The 18,243-nt window shown below is 63.6% G+C and carries 11 protein-coding genes and 2 tRNA genes; 9 read left to right on the top strand and 4 right to left on the bottom strand.

The features are described 5' to 3' along the window. Positions 1–114 precede the first annotated feature (114 nt). The 5 genes from lon to RTQ46_RS21610 all read left to right on the top strand — a co-directional run bounded on the left by lon (position 115) and on the right by RTQ46_RS21610 (position 5,552). Entirely contained in the window at positions 115–2,526 is a 2,412-nt protein-coding gene (gene lon, locus RTQ46_RS21630) for an endopeptidase La (protein WP_312439651.1), read from the top strand. 203 nt (positions 2,527–2,729) lie between these two features. After that, positions 2,730–3,002 (top strand): HU family DNA-binding protein, encoded by a 273-nt coding sequence (locus RTQ46_RS21625; protein WP_065309571.1) that lies wholly within the window; start codon positions 2,730–2,732, stop codon positions 3,000–3,002. A 111-nt stretch (positions 3,003–3,113) separates the two neighbouring features. After that, positions 3,114–3,190: transfer RNA gene (locus RTQ46_RS21620), tRNA-Asp, on the top strand. Positions 3,191–3,207: 17 nt separating this feature from the next. Then, positions 3,208–3,284: transfer RNA gene (locus RTQ46_RS21615), tRNA-Asp, on the top strand. 345 nt (positions 3,285–3,629) lie between these two features. Continuing rightward, positions 3,630–5,552 (top strand): SurA N-terminal domain-containing protein, encoded by a 1,923-nt coding sequence (locus tag RTQ46_RS21610; protein ID WP_312439650.1) that lies wholly within the window; start codon positions 3,630–3,632, stop codon positions 5,550–5,552. Between the two features lie 168 nt (positions 5,553–5,720). Here the strand turns inward: RTQ46_RS21610 and RTQ46_RS21605 are convergent, their stop codons facing one another. Next, positions 5,721–6,296: an arylesterase gene (locus RTQ46_RS21605; RefSeq protein WP_312439649.1), complete on the bottom strand. Its 576-nt coding sequence runs from the start codon at positions 6,294–6,296 to the stop codon at positions 5,721–5,723. 220 nt (positions 6,297–6,516) lie between these two features. On the opposite strand from RTQ46_RS21605, the gene RTQ46_RS21600 reads away from it, so the two are divergent. After that, the gene (locus RTQ46_RS21600; RefSeq protein ID WP_409518362.1) at positions 6,517–7,164 is read left to right on the top strand and encodes an ABC transporter ATP-binding protein; all 648 of its coding nucleotides are present in this window, start codon (positions 6,517–6,519) and stop codon (positions 7,162–7,164) included. Positions 7,165–7,303: 139 nt separating this feature from the next. Here RTQ46_RS21600 and RTQ46_RS21595 read toward each other — a convergent pair whose 3' ends face one another. Further along, positions 7,304–8,845, bottom strand: a complete 1,542-nt coding sequence (locus RTQ46_RS21595; protein WP_312439647.1) for an NAD(P)H-hydrate dehydratase — start codon at positions 8,843–8,845, stop codon at positions 7,304–7,306. A 126-nt stretch (positions 8,846–8,971) separates the two neighbouring features. On the opposite strand from RTQ46_RS21595, the gene RTQ46_RS21590 reads away from it, so the two are divergent. Then, on the top strand, positions 8,972–12,544 hold the full coding sequence (locus tag RTQ46_RS21590) for a hydantoinase B/oxoprolinase family protein (protein WP_312439646.1): 3,573 nt from the start codon (positions 8,972–8,974) through the stop codon (positions 12,542–12,544). Here RTQ46_RS21590 and RTQ46_RS21585 read toward each other — a convergent pair. Next, positions 12,526–13,455, bottom strand: a complete 930-nt coding sequence (locus RTQ46_RS21585; protein ID WP_312439645.1) for an AraC family transcriptional regulator — start codon at positions 13,453–13,455, stop codon at positions 12,526–12,528. The genes RTQ46_RS21590 and RTQ46_RS21585 overlap by 19 nt on opposite strands. Positions 13,456–13,630: 175 nt before the next feature. Between RTQ46_RS21585 and RTQ46_RS21580 the strand changes: the two genes are divergently transcribed. Then, positions 13,631–14,683: an NAD(P)-dependent alcohol dehydrogenase gene (locus tag RTQ46_RS21580; RefSeq protein ID WP_312439644.1), complete on the top strand. Its 1,053-nt coding sequence runs from the start codon at positions 13,631–13,633 to the stop codon at positions 14,681–14,683. Between the two features lie 193 nt (positions 14,684–14,876). Beyond that, positions 14,877–16,139 carry an HD-GYP domain-containing protein gene (locus tag RTQ46_RS21575; protein ID WP_312439643.1) on the top strand — a complete coding sequence of 421 codons (1,263 nt, stop codon included), beginning with the start codon at positions 14,877–14,879 and terminating at the stop codon, positions 16,137–16,139. Between the two features lie 123 nt (positions 16,140–16,262). Here the strand turns inward: RTQ46_RS21575 and RTQ46_RS21570 are convergent, their stop codons facing one another. Next, the gene (locus RTQ46_RS21570) at positions 16,263–17,888 is read right to left on the bottom strand and encodes a response regulator (RefSeq protein WP_312439642.1); all 1,626 of its coding nucleotides are present in this window, start codon (positions 17,886–17,888) and stop codon (positions 16,263–16,265) included. Between the last annotated feature and the right edge of the window lie 355 nt (positions 17,889–18,243).

Genomic DNA, 18,243 nt, shown 5'->3' with positions numbered 1-18,243 from the left:
TGTTTTGCGAAATAGACAAAAATATGTTTGTTTCTCAGAATTATTTATTCTCGCCGGTCTTGTGTTTTGGCAGCGAGCGCCAACATCGTAAACACGCTTTCTATAAGGTACGCCATGACAACTTCCAAATTAACTGAGCAAACTCAACTGCCGTTATTGCCGTTGCGGGATGTCGTCGTCTTCCCGCATATGGTGATACCGCTGTTCGTTGGCCGTCCAAAGTCGATCAAGGCGCTTGAAGCTGCGATGGAGCAGGGCAAGAGCATCATGCTTGCCGCTCAAAAAGCAGCCGCGAAGGACGAGCCGTCCCCATCGGATATCTATGAAATTGGCTGCGTCGCCAATATCCTGCAAATGCTCAAGCTGCCCGATGGCACCGTCAAGGTGCTGGTCGAAGGCGCGCAGCGTGCCCGTATCAATCACATCAGCGATGCGCCGACGCACTTCATCGCCGACCTCACGCCGCTCGAATCCGAGCCGGGCGACGAGTCGGAAGTCGAAGCGATGCGCCGCGCGATCGTGCAGCAGTTCGACCAGTACGTCAAACTGAACAAGAAGATTCCTCCCGAGATCCTGGCGTCGCTGTCGGGTATCGACGATGCCGGCCGCCTGGCCGACACGGTGGCAGCGCATCTGCCGCTGAAACTTGAGCAAAAACAAGTCATCCTGGAAATTTTCAGCGTGGCCAAACGCCTCGAACACCTGCTGGGCCAGCTCGAAGGCGAGCTCGACATCCTGCAAGTGGAAAAACGCATCCGTGGCCGCGTCAAGCGCCAGATGGAAAAATCGCAGCGCGAGTACTACCTGAACGAACAGGTCAAGGCGATCCAGAAAGAACTGGGCGAGGGCGAAGATGGTGCCGACCTCGACGAGCTGGAGAAAAAAGTCGCTTCGGCCAAGATGCCGAAGGAAGCGCTCGACAAGGCCACCAACGAGCTGAAAAAACTCAAGCTGATGTCGCCGATGTCGGCCGAAGCCACCGTCGTGCGCAACTATATCGACACCCTGGTCAACTTGCCGTGGAAGAAAAAATCCAAGGTCAACAATGACCTGGCGAACGCCGAGAAGGTGCTCGAGGGCGATCACTATGGCCTGGACAAGGTCAAGGAACGCATCCTGGAATACCTCGCGGTGCAACAGCGCGTCGACAAGCTGAAAGCGCCGATCCTGTGCTTCGTCGGTCCTCCGGGCGTCGGCAAGACCTCGCTGGGCCAGTCCATCGCCCGCGCCACGAACCGCAAGTTCGTGCGCATGGCCCTGGGCGGCGTGCGCGACGAGGCCGAGATCCGCGGCCACCGCCGTACCTACATCGGCTCGATGCCGGGCAAGATTTTGCAATCGCTGTCGAAAGTCGGCGTGCGCAATCCGCTGTTCCTGCTCGATGAAGTCGACAAGATGGGCGCCGATTTCCGTGGCGATCCGTCGTCGGCCCTGCTGGAGGTGCTCGATCCGGAACAGAACCACACGTTCTCCGACCATTACATCGAAGTCGATTTCGACCTGTCCGACGTGATGTTCGTGGCGACCTCGAACTCGTACAACATTCCGCCGGCGCTGCTCGACCGCATGGAAGTGATCCGCCTGTCCGGTTACACGGAAGACGAGAAAACCAGCATCGCCCAGCGCTACCTGCTGCCGAAGCAGATCAAGAACAATGGTCTGAAGGAAGATGAAATCTCGGTGGCCGAATCGGCGCTGCGCGACATCATCCGCTACTACACGCGGGAAGCCGGTGTGCGTTCGCTGGAACGCGAAGTGTCGAAGATCTGCCGCAAGGTGGTCAAGATGCTGCTGCTGAAAAAGTCGGACAAGAAGGTCATCGTCAACTCGAAGAACCTGGACAAATTCCTCGGCGTGCGCCGCTACGACTTTGGCGTGGCCGAGAAGGAAAACCAGGTGGGCCAGGTGGTGGGGCTGGCCTGGACCGAAGTGGGCGGCGATCTCTTGACCATCGAAGCGGTGTCGATGCCGGGCAAGGGTGGCATCATCCGTACCGGTACGCTGGGCGACGTGATGAAGGAATCGATCGAGGCAGCGCGCACCGTCGTGCGCAGCCGCTCGGCGCGCCTGGGCATCAAGCCCGAGGTGTTCGAGAAGAGCGACATCCACATCCACGTGCCGGAAGGCGCGACGCCGAAGGACGGTCCGTCCGCCGGCGCGGAGATGACGGTGGCCATGGTGTCGGTCTTCACGGGCATCCCCGTGCGTGCCGATGTGGCGATGACGGGCGAGATCACCTTGCGCGGCGAAGTGTTGCCGATCGGCGGCCTGAAAGAGAAGCTGCTGGCGGCGCATCGCGGCGGCATCAAGACGGTTCTGATTCCCGAGCAGAACGTGAAAGACCTGGCCGATATTCCGGACAACGTCAAGAACAAGCTCGAGATCGTGCCGGTGCGCTGGATCGACAAAGTGCTGGAAATCGCCTTGGAACGCATGCCGGAAGCACTGGCCGACGTGCCTGCGGTGGAGCCGGTAGCGGCTGCCGCAGCCAAGCCTGACGCTGCCGGCGAGGTAGTAAAACACTAACGTTTTACTTGTGTTTTCCCCAAACAAGCGCTTTTAGAGCGCTTGTTTCATATTGAAACGTGAATTGCGGCCCCAAAGCGCTTGACACATCTGCAGTGCGGCTTGTTTAATACGGCTGCACATTTTTTTCGCCGGATCGTTGCAGTGCCAAAAGTGCCGCAGCGACGGTAAAACGTTTTATACCTTTGTAATTGGGGATGCTAGTGAACAAGACTGAATTGATCGACCACATTGCTGAAACAGCTGACATTTCCAAAGCCGCCGCTGCGCGCGCACTCGACGCTGTTATCGGCGGCGTGACGGAAACTTTGAAAAACAACGACAGCGTCACCCTCGTTGGTTTCGGCACTTTCTCGGTAAGCGAGCGTGCAGAACGCACCGGCCGCAATCCACGTACCAAGGAAGCGATCACCATTGAAGCGGCAAAAGTTCCAAAATTTAAAGCTGGTAAAGCTTTGAAGGATGCTGTAAACTAACGGACTTCGGTGAGGTGACAATCACCGGAAACATCTGGCGGCGCTCTCGGGTGCCGTATTCGAGCCGGGCAACTGGCTACAAGCAGATGCAAGCAGTACTGTGTATTTTTCGGAGTGGTAGTTCAGTTGGTTAGAATGCCGGCCTGTCACGTCGGAGGTCGCGGGTTCGAGTCCCGTCCGCTCCGCCAAAAAAATACGCTCTTTAGGAGTGGTAGTTCAGTTGGTTAGAATACCGGCCTGTCACGTCGGGGGTCGCGGGTTCGAGTCCCGTCCGCTCCGCCAGAATATGAAAACCCGCGCTGCATATTATGCAGCGCGGGTTTTTTGTTTTATGCGCCAGATTATCTTTGTGCGTGTCGCCGTAATTGCGGCGCGTTATTTTGATTATCAAATCCGCCTCGATTTAAATCCGGCTTAAGCTTCGGCTGGTCTGATGCACAGGCTGCAAAGGCCGTTAGCGAGCCCGGCTGCACCCCTGATTTACCCTTGCTATAGCGCTATGGGCATTGTAGAATCGGGAGGTAAAGGGGAAGTGGGCATCAGTCCCGTCCATTCCGCCGAAGAAATCAAGGCGAACGCATGTTCGCCTTTTTTTATAGTGATCCACTCATCCCGAATTGGCTGACCATGTTTGAATTTATTCGTACCCATCGACGCTTGATGCAGTTTCTCCTGATGCTGATCATCGTCCCGTCATTTGCACTGGTCGGTATCAGTGGCTACCAAAGCTTCGGCGACGGCGCGAACACCATCGCCAAGGTCGGCGACCAGGTCGTGACGCAGCAGCAATATGAAGAAGCGCAACGCCAGCAGATCGAACGCTACCGCCAGATGATGGGTGAGCAGTTCGACCAGAAACTGTTCGACACGCCGGAAGCGCGCCAGAGCATCCTCGACAACCTGATCGCCGAGCGCGCGATAGCCGCCGAAGTGGGCCACAGCAAGCTGGTCATCAGCGACGCCGTGCTGCAGAAGGAAGTACTGGAAATTCCTGGCCTGACCCTGCCGGACGGTAAATTCGACCTGGAACGCTACAAGGCCATGCTGGCCGCGCAAGGCATGACGCCGCAGATATACGATGCGCGCCGCCGCAGCGACCTGGCCCTGCAGCAACTGGCCGGCGCCGTGCAGAACACCGCCTTCGCACCGAACGCCGTGTCGAAACGCCTGTCGGACATCACCTCGGAAGAGCGTGAAGTGCAGGAACTGCTGTTGCCGGTCGCGCAGTACGTGCCGCAAGTCAAAGTGACGGACGAGATGGTCAAGGCCTTCTACGACAAGAACGGCAAGTTCTTCGAGATTCCCGAACAGGCCAAGATCGAATACGTGGTGCTCGACGGCGCCGCCGTGGGCGACCAGGTCGAGGTCAGCGACGCCGACGTGAAAAGCTACTACGACAAGAACCAGAAAGCCTATACCAGCGCCGAAGCACGCAACGCCAGCCACATCCTGATCACGGTCAAGAAAGACGCGTCGGCCGCCGACAAGGCAGCCGCCAAGGCCAAGGCCGAAGCGATCCTGGCCGAAGTGCGCAAGGCGCCGGCAACGTTCGCCGCCGTGGCCAAGGCCAAGTCCGAAGACCCGGCTTCGGCTGAATTGGGCGGCGACCTCGGTCCGGTCGTCAAGGATGCGCTGCCGAAACCGCTGGAAGACGCAGCGAACAAGCTCAAGCAAGGCGAGATCAGCGACGTGATCGCCTCCGACTACGGCTACCACGTGCTGACCGTAACCTCGGTCAAGCCACAGCATGTCAAGACGCTGGACGAAGTCAAGGGCGAGATCACGGCCGACTTGCGCAAGCAGTTCGCTGCCAAGAAGTATTCGGAAATGGCCGAGCAGTTCACCAACACCGTGTACGAACAATCGGACAGCCTGAAACCGGTCGCCGACAAGCTGAAACTGAAGGTGGAAACCGTCGCCAACCTGTCGCGCACGCCGTCGCCGGCACTGGGCACGGCGCCATACAACAACGCCAAGTTCCTGACCGCCATCTTCTCGAACGATTCGCTGAAGGACAAGCGCAACACGGAAGCCGTGTCGGTTGGCGCCAATACCCTGGTTGCAGGCCGCGTGGTGGAATTCAAGCCGGCTTCGAAACGTCCGCTGGCCGAAGTCGACGCCATGATCCGCCAGCGCGTGACGCTGGAAGAAGCGGCGAAACTGGCCAAGAAAGATGGCGAAACCAAGCTGGCCGCCCTGAAAACCTCGGGTGACGCCACCGGTTTCGGCGCCGCGCAGTGGGTTTCGCGCAGCAAGCTCGACGGTGTGAACCGCGCTGCGATTGCGCAAGTGATGAAGGCCGACGCCAGCAAGCTGCCAGCCTACGTGGGCGTGGAACTGCCAGCGCTGGGCTATGGCATCTACCGCGTCGGCAAGGTGCAGCAGCCGGCCGAAGTGGACGCCGCCCGCCGCCAGCAGGAGAAGGACCAGATCAACGGCATCCTGGCGCAACAGGAAATGTATGACTACATCGAGTACCTGAAACACAAGGCCAAGGTGAAGATCGTCAAACCGGTCACCGCCGCCGCCCCGGTAGCCGAAGCGCCGTAAGCTTCTTCCGCCTCAAAAAAATAGCCGCTTTCGAGCGGCTATTTTTTTATCTGACCAAAATTGTCGGATTACGCCGCTGCGCGGCTAATCCGACCTACCTTGCTCGCAACAACGGCGACAGTTCGCAGGTCGGATTACGCGGCGTTGCCGCTAAACCGTCCTGCCTGCTTACTTTGCCTCCAATAAAGGCGACAACTGCGGCCAGATATTTTTCAATATCGCCGGATGCGCCTGCGCGGTCGGATGCAGGCGGTCGGCCTGGAACAGCTGCGGCTGGTCGGCGATGCCTTCGAACATGAATGGCACCAGCGGCGCTTTCCACTCTTTGGCCAGCTTGCCGTACACGCCGTAGAACTTGTCGGCATAATCGCGGCCATAGTTCGGCGGCATGCGCATGCCGACCAGCACCACCCTGGCGCCGGTCTTTCTGGCGGCGTCGCCCATCGCGCGCAGGTTCGCTTCGGCGGCCGCCACCGGCAGGCCGCGCAGGCCGTCGTTGGCGCCCAGTTCGATCAGCACCACGTCCGGCTGGTGCTTGGCCAGCAGGGCCGGCAGGCGCGCGCGCCCGCCGCTGGTGGTCTCGCCGCTGATGCTGGCGTTGACGATGCGCGTATCGTTTTTCTGCGCTTTCAGGCGCTGTTCCAGCAGCGCCACCCAGCCCGTGCCGCGCGCCAGCCCGTACTCGGCGGAGAGACTATCGCCGAGCACCAGCAGCGTTTTTGGTGCAGAATAGGCGTTCGTCATGCTCGATACCAGCAGCAGGGCTGCCGCAGGAAGCAAGGACAGGGTGCGCCGCCGCGAGCGGCTCGTACTTCCGGTACTTATTTGTTCACGAAATTTTTTAAGATAGATCAGCATGCCCGAATTCCCTAAAGCGACTTCCACCAGTTTCATTCCCCAGGCAGCCTCCGGCCAGCAGCCGGTGCCCGCCGCAGCGAACCGTAGCGGCCAGCAAGCCATCGACGTGGTGGGGCTGGCCAAGCGCGTACCCGATGCCGACGGTGAGCTCACCATCCTGCATCAACTCGATTTTACCGTGCAAACGGCAGAGACGCTGGCCATCGTCGGCGCGTCCGGTTCCGGCAAGTCGACCCTGCTCGGTTTGCTGGCCGGCCTCGATACCCCCAGCGCCGGCAAGGTGATACTTGACGGTACCGATATCTTCGCGCTCGACGAAGACGGGCGAGCCGGTTTTCGCAAGGAAAAGCTGGGCTTCGTGTTCCAGTCCTTCCAGCTGCTGGCGCACCTGACGGCACTGGAAAACGTGATGCTGCCGCTGGAGCTGCGCGGCGATCCCGATGCAAAGGAAAAGGCGCAGGCCATGCTGGGCCGCGTCAACCTGGGCAGCCGCCTGAAGCACTATCCGAAATACCTGTCCGGCGGCGAGCAGCAACGGGTGGCACTGGCGCGCGCCTTTGTGACGCAGCCGCCATTGCTGTTTGCCGACGAACCGACCGGCAGCCTCGATGCGGCCACCGGCGAAGCCGTGATCCAGCTGATGTTCGAACTCAACCGCGAACGGGGATCGACCCTGGTGCTGGTCACGCACGACACGTCGATTGCGGCGCGCTGCGGGCGGACCATCACGATTGCGGCGGGAAGGCTGGTTTGATGGAGGTTGCTGGTGGCGTCGGTTGATGTTGATGGTGGCGTCGGATTACGCGCTTGCGCGCTAATCCGACCTACCCGACCTGCTTGGGTTGGGGCAGGTTGGATTAGCGCAGCGTAATCCAGCACACCCGCGCCTCACGTCATGCCGACAAGGCATTGATCAACTTGCGGATCGCCGGGATCAATTCCCCGGCCGTGAGGCCGATCGGTCCCGTACCTGCCGCCACCAATGCGTCGGCCGCGGCCCCATGCAGCCAGGCGGCGCCGATCGCCGCTTCCCATTCCGGCCAGCCCTGCGCCAGCAGGCTGCCGCACAGGCCCGCCAGCACGTCGCCGGTGCCGGCGGTGGCCAGCGCCGGGCCGCCGGTGGTGTTGATCACCACGCTGCCATCCTGGGCTGCGATGACCGTGCCCGAACCTTTCAGGATCACGATCACGCCCAGCTGCGCCGCCAGCTGGCGCGCCGCCGCCAGGCGGTCGGCCTGTACTTCGGCCACGCTGATGTCGAGCAGGCGCGCCGCTTCCAGCGGGTGCGGCGTCAGAATGGTGGCGCCCGCACCGGTACGCGTGGCCAGCGCCGATTGCAGCTCCGGTTCGGCCGCCATCAGGTTCAGTGCGTCGGCGTCGAGCAGCAGCGGGCTGTCGCTGTCGATGGCGCGCTGCAGCAGCTCCACGCTGTCGCTGTCGTCACCGAGGCCGGGACCGGCCACCAGTGCACCGAAGGCCATGCCCGCGAAATCCATGTCCTGCGCGCGCTTGCACATCAGCTCGGGCTGGCCACCGTCATGCGCGAGCGGCGTGCCGGCGAAGCCGATATGCACGCGTCCCGCGCCCGCATGCAGCGCCGTGCGTGCAGACAGGATGGGGGCGCCGGCCATGCCGCTCGCGCCGCCGATCACGGCCACGCTGCCATAGCTGCCCTTGTGCGTATTTTGCCGGCGCGGCTGCAGGTGGCGGATAAACAGGTGCAAACCGGATAGCTGGGCGCTGGCCTGCGGCAGCAATTGCGGCTCGATCGCCAGCGCCGCCACCTCCACGCTGCCAGCCTGGTCGCGGCCATTGGCCGTGTGCAGGCCCGGCTTGTCGCCGATAAAAGTGATGGTGTGCGTGGCCTTGATGGCCACGCCATCGACGGCGCCTGTGTCGGCATGCAGGCCGCTTGGCACGTCCAGCGCCAGGACCGGACAGCGCTGCTGGTTGACCAGCTGCGCCATCTCGCGGCACACGCCAGCCAGCGGACGCGCGGCGCCGATGCCGAACAGGCCATCGATGATCAGGTTCCATGGCGCCGCGTTGACGGCGGCGGTGGCCATGGTGGTGTCGCCGTCGATAAAGCGCGCGGCGCTGTTGCGCGCACGCGATAAAGCCTGCTCGCGCTCGGGCGAGGTCGAGCGGGCCTCTGGCGCCAGACACACCAGCACTTCGATGCCGGCACCGGCCAGGTGCGCGGCCGCTTCCAGCGCGTCGCCGCCGTTGTTGCCGGGACCTGCCAGCACCAGCACGCGCATGTGCGCCGCCTCGCGGTCCTCCATGTGATTGAGTATCTTCAGCGCGGCGCTGGCGGCGGCCTGGCCGGCGCGCTGCATCAGGGCGCCTTGCGGCAGCGACCTGGCGGCGGCTTCTTCGATGGCGCGGATGTCGGCGATGGTGTAGAGCGCAGTAGCGGTGGCGTGCAATGTCATGTAACGGTTCCTTTATCAGTATGCTGTGAACATAAGGCCGATTGCATTGGAAGGCAAGGCGCACGCGTGCCGGGCGCGCGGCAATGTAGCCGCTACAATAGCCATCTCACACAGCGGAGGATGGCGATGGACTGGCAATTCTGGATCGACCGTGGCGGCACCTTTACCGATATCGTGGCGCGCCGCCCTGACGGCAGCCTGGCCACGCACAAGCTGCTGTCCGAACATCCGGAACGGTACCGCGATGCCGCGCTGGCCGGCATCCGCCATCTGATGGACGTGGCGCCCGGCGCGCCGCTGCCGGTACGCCAGATCGGCGCCATCAAGATGGGCACCACGGTGGCCACCAACGCGCTGCTCGAGCGCAAGGGCGAGCCGACCGTGCTGGCGATCACGCGCGGCTTTCGCGACGCGCTGCGCATCGCTTACCAGAACCGCCCGCTGCTGTTCGCGCGCCAGATCGTGCTGCCCGAGCTGCTGTATGGCGAGGTGATCGAGATCGGCGAGCGCATCGGCGCGCATGGCGACGTGGTGCTGGAGCTCGATGACGCCGCCGCGCGCAAGGCGCTGGCAGAAGCCCATGGCCGCGGCCTGCGCTCGATCGCCATCGTGCTGATGCACGGCTACCGCCATCATGCGCACGAAGCGCGGGTGGCGCAGCTGGCACGCGAGGCGGGTTTTACGCAAGTGTCGGTGTCGCACGAGGTCAGTCCCATGATGAAGCTGGTGGCGCGCGGCGACACCACCGTGGTCGACGCCTATCTGTCGCCGATCCTGCGCCGCTATGTCGACCAGCTGGCCAAAGAGCTGCCCGGCGTGCACCTGCAGTTCATGCAGTCGAACGGCGGCCTGACCAATGCGCGCGCGTTCCAGGGCAAGGACAGCATTCTGTCGGGACCGGCCGGCGGCATCGTCGGCATGGTGCGCGCCAGCGCGCTGGCCGGCTTCGACAAGGTGATCGGCTTCGACATGGGCGGCACTTCGACCGACGTGTCGCACTATGCGGGCGAGTTCGAGCGCGTGTTCGAGACACAGGTGGCCGGCGTGCGCATGCGCGCGCCGATGATGAGCATCCATACGGTGGCGGCCGGCGGCGGTTCGGTCCTGCATTTCGATGGCGCGCGCTACCGCGTGGGGCCGGACAGCGCGGGCGCCGACCCCGGCCCGGCCAGCTACCGGCGCGGCGGGCCGCTGGCGGTCACCGACTGCAATGTCCTGCTGGGCAAGCTGCAGCCGGCGCATTTTCCCAGGCTGTTCGGCCCCGGCGCCGACGAGCCGCTCGACGTGGCCGGCGTGCGCGCGCAATTCGAGGCGCTGGCGCGCACCGTGGGCAGCACGGCCGAAGAAGTGGCGCAAGGCTATATCGCGATCGCGGTCGGCAATATGGCCAACGCCATCAAGCAGATTTCGGTGCAGCGCGGCCACGACGTCACTGGCTATGCCTTGACCTGCTTTGGCGGTGCCGGTGGCCAGCATGCCTGCCTGGTGGCCGACGCGCTGGGCATGAGCACCGTCTTTATCCACCGCCTGGCCGGCGTGATGTCGGCCTACGGCATGGGCCTGGCCGACCAGAGCGCGATGCGCGAGCGGGCCATCGAGGCACGGCTGGGTGCGGATATCGGCGCCGCGCTGGCGGAACTGGGCGCGCAGGCGCAGGACGATTTGCTGAAGCAGGGCGTGGCGCCTGAACGCATCTCGCTGCTGCGCCGCGTGCACCTGCGCTACGACGGCACGGATTCGGCGCTGGTGGTGCTGTTCGATAGCGTCGAGGGCATGCAGGCGCAGTTCGAAGCGGCGTATAAAAAACGCTTTTCCTTCCTGATACCCGCGCGCGCGCTGATCGTCGAAGCGATCTCCGTGGAAGCCGTCGGCGTCTCTGACGCGCCGCAGGTGGCGGCCACCGAGTGGGCTGAGCGCGACGGCCCGCTGGCGCCATCGGACACCGTCGCCATGTATTGCGCTGGCCAGTGGCGTGACAGCGGCCTGTATGCGTTCGATGGGCTGCGCGCCGGCGACGCCATCGACGGCCCGGCCATGATCACGGACGCCAACGCCACCACCGTGATCGAGCCGGGCTGGCGCGCGCAAGTCTGCGCGCACGGTCACCTGGTGCTGCGCCGCGTGCAGGCACTGCCGGCGCGGCAGGCGATCGGCACGCGGGCAGATCCCGTGATGCTGGAGATATTCAACAACCTGTTCATGTCGATCGCGGAGCAGATGGGACTGCGGCTGCAGAACACGGCGCACTCCGTCAATATCAAGGAGCGGCTCGACTTCAGCTGCGCCATCTTTGACGCCCAGGGCAAGCTGATCGCCAATGCGCCGCACATGCCGGTGCATCTGGGCTCGATGGGCGAGAGCATCCGCACCGTCATGACGCGCAACCAGGGGAACATGGCGCCCGGCGACGTCTACATGCTGAACGACCCGTATCACGGCGGCACGCACCTGCCTGACGTGACCGTAATTTCGCCCGTGTTCGACGCCGCCGGCGAGACCATCCTGTTCTATGTCGGCTCGCGCGGCCACCATGCCGATATCGGCGGCACCACGCCCGGCTCGATGCCACCCGACTCCGTGCAGATCGAACAGGAGGGCGTGCTGATCGATAACTTCAAGCTGGTCGACGGCGGCACCGGGCTGCTGCGCGAAGCCGATACCCTGGCGCTGCTGGGCAGTGGCGCCTACCCGGCGCGCAATCCCCGGCAGAACCTGGCCGACCTGCGCGCCCAGGTGGCGGCCAACCGGAAGGGCGCCGACGAGCTGCACAGGATGGTGGCGCATTTCGGCCTCGAGGTGGTGCAGGCCTATATGGGGCATGTGCAGGACAATGCCGAGGAAGCGGTGCGCCGCGTCATCAAGCAGCTGAAAGACGGCGCCTACACCCTGGCGCTCGACAACGGCGCGCGCATCGAGGTGGCGATCCGCGTCGATGCGGCGGCGCGCAGCGCCACCATCGACTTTACTGGCACGTCAAACCAGCTGCCGAACAACTTCAATGCGCCGTCGGCCGTCTGCATGGCCGCGGTGCTGTATGTGTTCCGCACCCTGGTCGATGACGATATCCCGCTCAACGCCGGCTGCCTCAAGCCGCTCACGGTCATCATTCCGCCCGGCTCGATGCTCAATCCGCAGTACCCGGCTTCGGTGGTGTCGGGCAATGTGGAGACCTCGACCTGCATCACCAATGCCTTGTACGGCGCACTGGGGGCGATGGCGGCCTCGCAGGGCACGATGAACAATTTCACGTTCGGCAACGAGCGCTACCAGTACTACGAAACCATCTCCGGCGGCTCGGCCGCCGGCCCCGGTTTTGATGGCACCAGCGTGGTGCAGACCAATATGACCAACTCGCGGCTGACGGACCCCGAGATACTCGAATGGCGCTTTCCGGTTCGGCTCGACAGCTACCGCATTCGTGAAGGCTCGGGCGGGGCAGGGCGCTGGCGCGGCGGCAATGGCGGCATCCGGCGCGTGCGCTTTCTGGAAGCGATGACGGCAGCGATCCTGGCCAACAACCGCGTGGTGCCGCCGTTCGGTATGGCGGGCGGCGCGCCAGGCGCGCTGGGGCGCAATTATGTCGAGCGCGTGGGCGGCAGCGTCGAGCACCTGCCGCATATCGGCAAGGCGCAGATGCAGCCGGGCGATGTATTCGTAATCGAGACGCCCGGCGGTGGAGGCTACGGCATGCCCGAATAAGCCGCCTGCGCGCCCGTCAGCTGGGCGCGCAACTGCCCCACGTCACGCATCGGCGCGCGGCCGAACTGGCGGCTGTATTCGCGGCTGAACTGCGATTCGCTGGCATAGCCGACCCGGTAGCCGGCCGTGCCGGCGTCGATTTTTTCCACCAGCAGCAAGCGGCGCGCTTCCTGCAGGCGCAAGGTTTTCTGGTACTGCATCGGCGTCATGGCGGTAATTGCCTTGAAATGGTGGTGCAGCGACGACACGCTCATGTTGGCCACGCCAGCGAGCTGTTCGATGCGCAGCGGCTCGCAGTAATTATGCTGTATCCATTTGATCGCCTGTCCGACCTGGTGCGACTGGCTGCTGGCCAGCGCCATGTGACGCAGCCGCGCGCCGACCGGCCCCTTGAGCAGGCGGTAGGTCAGCTCGCGCTGGATCAACGGCGCCAGCGCCGCGATATCGGATGGCTGGTCCAGCAGGCGCACCAGGCGCAGCATGGCGTCGAGCAGGTCGCCCGGCACTTCGCTGACGGAAATGCCGCGCGTGACCGGGATCTGGCGCGAGAAGGACGCGTCGTCGCCGGCCGTCAGCGCGGCCACGTCGGCGATATCGATGCCCAGCACCACGCACAGGTGCGGCGACTGCGCACTCGCCTCGACCACGCGCGCCTGTACCGGCAGGTCGACCGACGTCAGCAGATACTGCATGCGGCTGTAGTGAAAGACCTCGCTGCCGAGCGTCACCTCTTTCGCGCCCTGGGCGATGATCGCCACGCTGGGGCGCGCCGCATGGCACAGCGAATCGGTGGGCGCGTCGCGGCGGTGAAAGGACAGGCTCTCGATCGCCGTGCCGTAATCACCGCTCCCGGGGGCATGGCGGCTGATCAGGGCGGCGATTTCATCTTGCGGCAACAGGGTAGGTATCATGGTGGCGCCAGTGTAGCAGGGCGGCGCTGCAAGCGCAGCATGCTGCCGGCCACATTCGGACTATCGTGCAAAGTTCTTGCAGGATCGCGGTAACGCGCGCCGCTGCGCTGGTGCACACTGTGACCTGTCGCATGCACGCCATGCGTGATCCCGCAACCAGACCACAGGAGTTCCCATGACCACCACCGCCAAAGGCTACGCCGCACTGAGCCCGACCAGCAAACTGCAACCGTTTACTTTTGAACGCCGCGCCCCGCGCGAAGACGACGTCGCCATCTCGATCAAATACTGCGGCGTATGCCACTCCGATATCCACCAGGTGCGCGATGAATGGGGCGGCGCCGCTTTCCCGATGGTGCCCGGCCATGAAATCGCCGGCGTCGTCACGGCCGTTGGCGCCAATGTCACCAAATTCAAGGTGGGCGACCACGTGGGCGTGGGCTGCTTCGTCGATTCCTGCACCACCTGCAAGACGCGCAACGTCGACCTGGAACAGTACATGCCCGGCCTGGTGCAGACCTACAACAGCGTCGAAGCGGACGGCAAGACCGCCACGCAGGGCGGCTACTCGGACAGCATCGTCGTCAAGGAAGGCTATGTGCTGTCGATTCCCGACAACCTGCCGCTGGACGCCGCCGCGCCGCTGCTGTGCGCCGGCATCACGCTGTATTCGCCGCTGAAGCACTGGAAGGCCGGTCCCGGCAAGCAGGTCGCGATCCTGGGCATGGGCGGCCTCGGCCACATGGGCGTCAAGATCGCCCACGCGATGGGCGCCGAAGTGACGGTGCTGAGCCAGACCCTGTCGAAGCGCGAAGACGGCCTGCGCCTGGGCGCCGACCACTACCACGCCACCAACGACGCGGCCACCTTCGAGAAGCTGGCTGGCACGTTCGACCTGATCATCTGCACCGTGGGCGCCTCGATCGACTGGAACCAGTACATCAACCTGCTCAAAGTCGATGGCAGCATGGTCATCGTCGGCATTCCTGACGGCGCCGTGCCGCCGATCAGCGCTTTCGGCCTGGTCGGCGCGCGCCGCAGCCTGTCCGGCTCGATGATCGGCTCGATCAAGGAAACCCAAGAAATGCTCGATTTCTGCGGCAAGCACAATATCGTGTCCGACATCGAGATCATCCGTATCCAGGACATCAACGAAGCATTCGAGCGCGTGGTGAAAAGCGATGTGCGCTACCGCTTCGTGATCGACATGGCGTCGCTGGCTCAATAAGCTGAAATGGCAAACAGGCGCGCGGGCGGCATGGCTGCTGGCGCGCCGTCTCTTTGTTGCCACACGCAATATTGTAAAAAGTTTCATGTTCCTGATAATTACGTTAATTTTCGTAAAAAATTCGCGCAACTGATTGTTGCTGTCGAGCACGCATGCCACAATCGATCATCGCAGCGCAGATGAAAGGTGACGGATGAGTCAGGCAAGTGCGGCAAACGGCAAAGCAGGCCCTGTCAAGCAGATCTCCGCCGAACAATTACGCGTCGGCATGTACGTGCACAAGCTGTGCTGCTCGTGGCTGACCACGCCATTCTGGCAAAGCTCGTTTCCCGTTGAAGAACAACAGACGATCGCCAAGATCCTGGCCAGCGGCGTGACGCAGCTGTGGATCGATACGTCCCGCGGCCGTGACGTGGCCGCCATCCGCCAGCATGCCAGCGAGCCGGCGCCCGTCGCCGCGCCATCCGCTACCGATCCGGCGCCGTTTCAGTTTGCGCCAGCCGCCCCGGCGCCCATGTCGCAGGAGCTGCAGCGCGCGGCCACGCTGATCGACAAGTCCAGGGGCGCCGTGCTGTCGATGTTCCAGGATGCGCGCATGGGGCGGGCCGTCGACCTGGGCAGCGCCTTGCCGCTGGTCGACGAAATCGCCGGCTCCGTCATGCGCAATGCGGGCGCCCTGATCGGCCTGGCACGCCTGAAGACGGCCGACAACTATACTTACATGCATTCGGTGGCCGTCTGTGCGCTGATGATCGCACTGGCGCGCCAGTTGCAGCTCGATGACGCCGTCACGCGCGAACTGGGGCTGGCGGGCCTGCTGCACGATGTCGGCAAGATGACCTTGCCAGCCGCCATCCTGAACAAGCCGGGCAAGCTGACGGCGGACGAATTCGAAATCGTCAAACAGCACCCGGTGGCCGGCCACGCCCTGCTGCAGGCGTCCGGCGGCATCGGCGCGATCGCGCTCGAAGTGTGTTTGCACCACCATGAAAAATTCGATGGCAGCGGCTATCCGCACGGCCTGCGGGGAGAGCAGATCAGCCTGCATGCGCGCATGGGCGCCATCTGCGACGTGTACGACGCCGTGACCTCGAACCGCCCTTACAAGGCGGGCTGGGGTCCGGCCGAATCGCTGCGCCGCATGGCCGAATGGAGCCGCGGCGGCCACTTCGACGAAAAAGTGTTTGCCGCCTTTGTCAAATGCCTGGGTATCTATCCGGTCGGCACGCTGGTGCGCCTCAAGTCGGGCAGGCTGGCCGTAGTGGCCGAGCAGCCGCTGCAAGGCTCCCTGCTGCTGCCCAAGGTGAAGGTATTCTTTTCAAGCAAATCGCAAACCTATATCGCGCCATTGCTGCTGGACCTGGCGCAGCCCGGCACGGGCGACGCCATCGTCAGCTGCGAGGAGGCGAGTACGTGGGGGCTGGCCGATATCGACCGCTACTGGATAGCGCCATAGGCGGGGAGCGTCGGGTTACGCGCTTCGCGCCTCGGCGGCCCCGCCAAGCCGGCCTGCGGCGGGCCTTTCGCAGGTCGGCTTGGCGCGCAAGCGCGTAAGCCGACGCCATTGTCGGCTCCGCAATCACGTCGCAATGCCATACTTGTGCTGCGTGGCCGCATACTGCTGCTTCAAGGACTCCAGCCGCGGATGCTTGGGATCGATCTTGCGGATTACCTGCAGCTGTTCCTGCACCTGCTCGGCCAGCACGGCTTCCCAGCCCAGCATGTTCAGCTGGCGCAAGATCGCTTCGACCGAGGCGAACAGCACCGGCAGGTTGCCCGGCGTCCTGCGCAGCGCCTGGCGCAGCATGAAGACGGCGCCCTTGAGCTCTCCGCTTTCGGCCTTGCCGGCCGCTTCTTCCAGCAGATCCTGCACCTGGTTGCGCATCTGCTGGCCCAGGCCCTTGGCCAGGTCGTGGCGGCCGGCTTTTTCAAACACGTCCACCGCCTGTTCCATGGTCACGTCGCCGTCGGACTCGCTGACCAGTTTCATCATCACTTCCGACGCTTCGTCATCGAGATTGTTTTTCAGGCAGCTCTGCACGAGTCCCACTTTCAGCTGGGTCGACAGGCCGCGCGCCATATTGGCGGCAGTGGCCGCCTGCTGCAGTTCGTTGGCGGCCGCCAGGTCGTTGCCGGCCAGCTCGAACAGCATGGCGGCCGAGATGGCGCGGCATGCTTCGACGTTGGCGCCGCCGCGCAGCGAGCGCTCCATGTCGCGCAGCACGCCGCTGGCCTGCGGGCCGTCGCCTTTCCTGACCAGCGTGCGTACCAGGTTGACATGGTCTTCCGGGTCGCGGAACTCCGAGTATTTGGCCTTGGTGACGACCTGCTTGTAGGCCCGCTCGGCCGCGCCGATATCGCCCGATTCGAACGCCATGCCGCCCAGGCGGCGCAAACGGCGCACCACATGCGGCGAGATATGCACGGCGTCTTCGAGGATCTTCTTGGCCTGCAGCGGCTGGCCCATCGCTTCGTGGTTCTGCGCCAGCAGGTCGTAGGCGGCCATGTAGCGGGGATTCTGTTCGATCAGTTCCAGCAGCGCCGCTTCCACCTCCTCGTGGCGCTGCTGCGCGAACAGCGTGCGCGCCAGCCCGAGCCGCACCCAGGCCATCGGCCGCGTCAGCAGCATCTCGACGTACACCTGCTCGGCTTCCTTCCATTCGCCCAGCGACAGGTGCAGCTCGGCGCGCAAGCGCGCAAAGTCGCCGGCCAGGCGCGGGTGGCGCTGCTCCGCCGTCTCGCAGCTGGCCACGGCCGCGCGCAGATCGCCCTTGTCGATCAGATGGTAAGTGGGCAGGAAGACGGCGCGCCGCTCGATGGCGCGCGCGATGCGCCCGCTCAGCACATCGACCGTAAACGGCTTGAGGATATAGTCGGCCGGCGTCAGTTCGGCCGCGCTGACCACCTTGCTGTGGATGGCTTCGGAGGTCAGCATGATAAAGATGGTCCACGGCTTGATCAGCTGATGGTGGCGCAGATCTTCCAGCAGCTGCTGGCCGTCCTGGCCGTCGGAGCCACTACCAAGATCGTATTCACACAGGATGATATCGAACGGTTTCTTGTTCAGCAGGCGGATCGCCGTGCCCGAATTGACGGCATATTCGACCTTGTTGATGGCCGCCTGGTTCAGCATATTGTGCAGATTGCCGCGCATGCTGGGGTTGGGGTCGATGATCAGGACAGACAGGTCGCTATTTTCTGGCATCGTTCAGCTCTCGTTGATCCGTTCAGTCATGGGCCGCCGCCATCGGGCAGGCCGGCCCGGCAAAATCCGCTAAGTTTCCACTACGTCCAGCATACTGCAAAGGCGGCTCGCCTTGCCACCAGCATAGCGCGCATTGCATGCCTGGCCGGCGCGGTGGCGCCAGCGTGGTGCCGGGTTTCAGTGTATCGCCAGATAGCGTTGCGCGCACACACCAGTGCGCAGGGCGCCGGCAGGCCATATTCGGCCAAAAAGAGGGGGTAAAAACGGGTATAATGCGCGCAAAGGAAATTTGCCACACCATGATCTTGTCTTGTCATACCTACCTTTAACCCGCAGCCACGCTGCATCAACCACC

Origin of the sequence: Janthinobacterium sp. (assembly GCF_031995485.1) — a bacterium.
Lineage (GTDB): Bacteria > Pseudomonadota > Gammaproteobacteria > Burkholderiales > Burkholderiaceae_D > Janthinobacterium.
Note: the sequence above shows the minus strand (reverse complement) of the source record. Positions and strands in the feature narration are given on the sequence as shown.

What these genes read in the sequence shown, in the direction of transcription:
- lon (WP_312439651.1), top strand. Translation starts at nt 115, where the DNA reads ATGACAACTTCCAAATTAACTGAGCAAACTCAACTGCCGTTATTGCCG.
- RTQ46_RS21610 (WP_312439650.1), top strand. Translation starts at nt 3,630, where the DNA reads ATGTTTGAATTTATTCGTACCCATCGACGCTTGATGCAGTTTCTCCTG.
- RTQ46_RS21605 (WP_312439649.1), bottom strand. Translation starts at nt 6,296, where the DNA reads ATGACGAACGCCTATTCTGCACCAAAAACGCTGCTGGTGCTCGGCGAT.
- RTQ46_RS21595 (WP_312439647.1), bottom strand. Translation starts at nt 8,845, where the DNA reads ATGACATTGCACGCCACCGCTACTGCGCTCTACACCATCGCCGACATC.
- RTQ46_RS21590 (WP_312439646.1), top strand. Translation starts at nt 8,972, where the DNA reads ATGGACTGGCAATTCTGGATCGACCGTGGCGGCACCTTTACCGATATC.
- RTQ46_RS21585 (WP_312439645.1), bottom strand. Translation starts at nt 13,455, where the DNA reads ATGATACCTACCCTGTTGCCGCAAGATGAAATCGCCGCCCTGATCAGC.
- RTQ46_RS21580 (WP_312439644.1), top strand. Translation starts at nt 13,631, where the DNA reads ATGACCACCACCGCCAAAGGCTACGCCGCACTGAGCCCGACCAGCAAA.
- RTQ46_RS21575 (WP_312439643.1), top strand. Translation starts at nt 14,877, where the DNA reads ATGAGTCAGGCAAGTGCGGCAAACGGCAAAGCAGGCCCTGTCAAGCAG.
- RTQ46_RS21570 (WP_312439642.1), bottom strand. Translation starts at nt 17,888, where the DNA reads ATGCCAGAAAATAGCGACCTGTCTGTCCTGATCATCGACCCCAACCCC.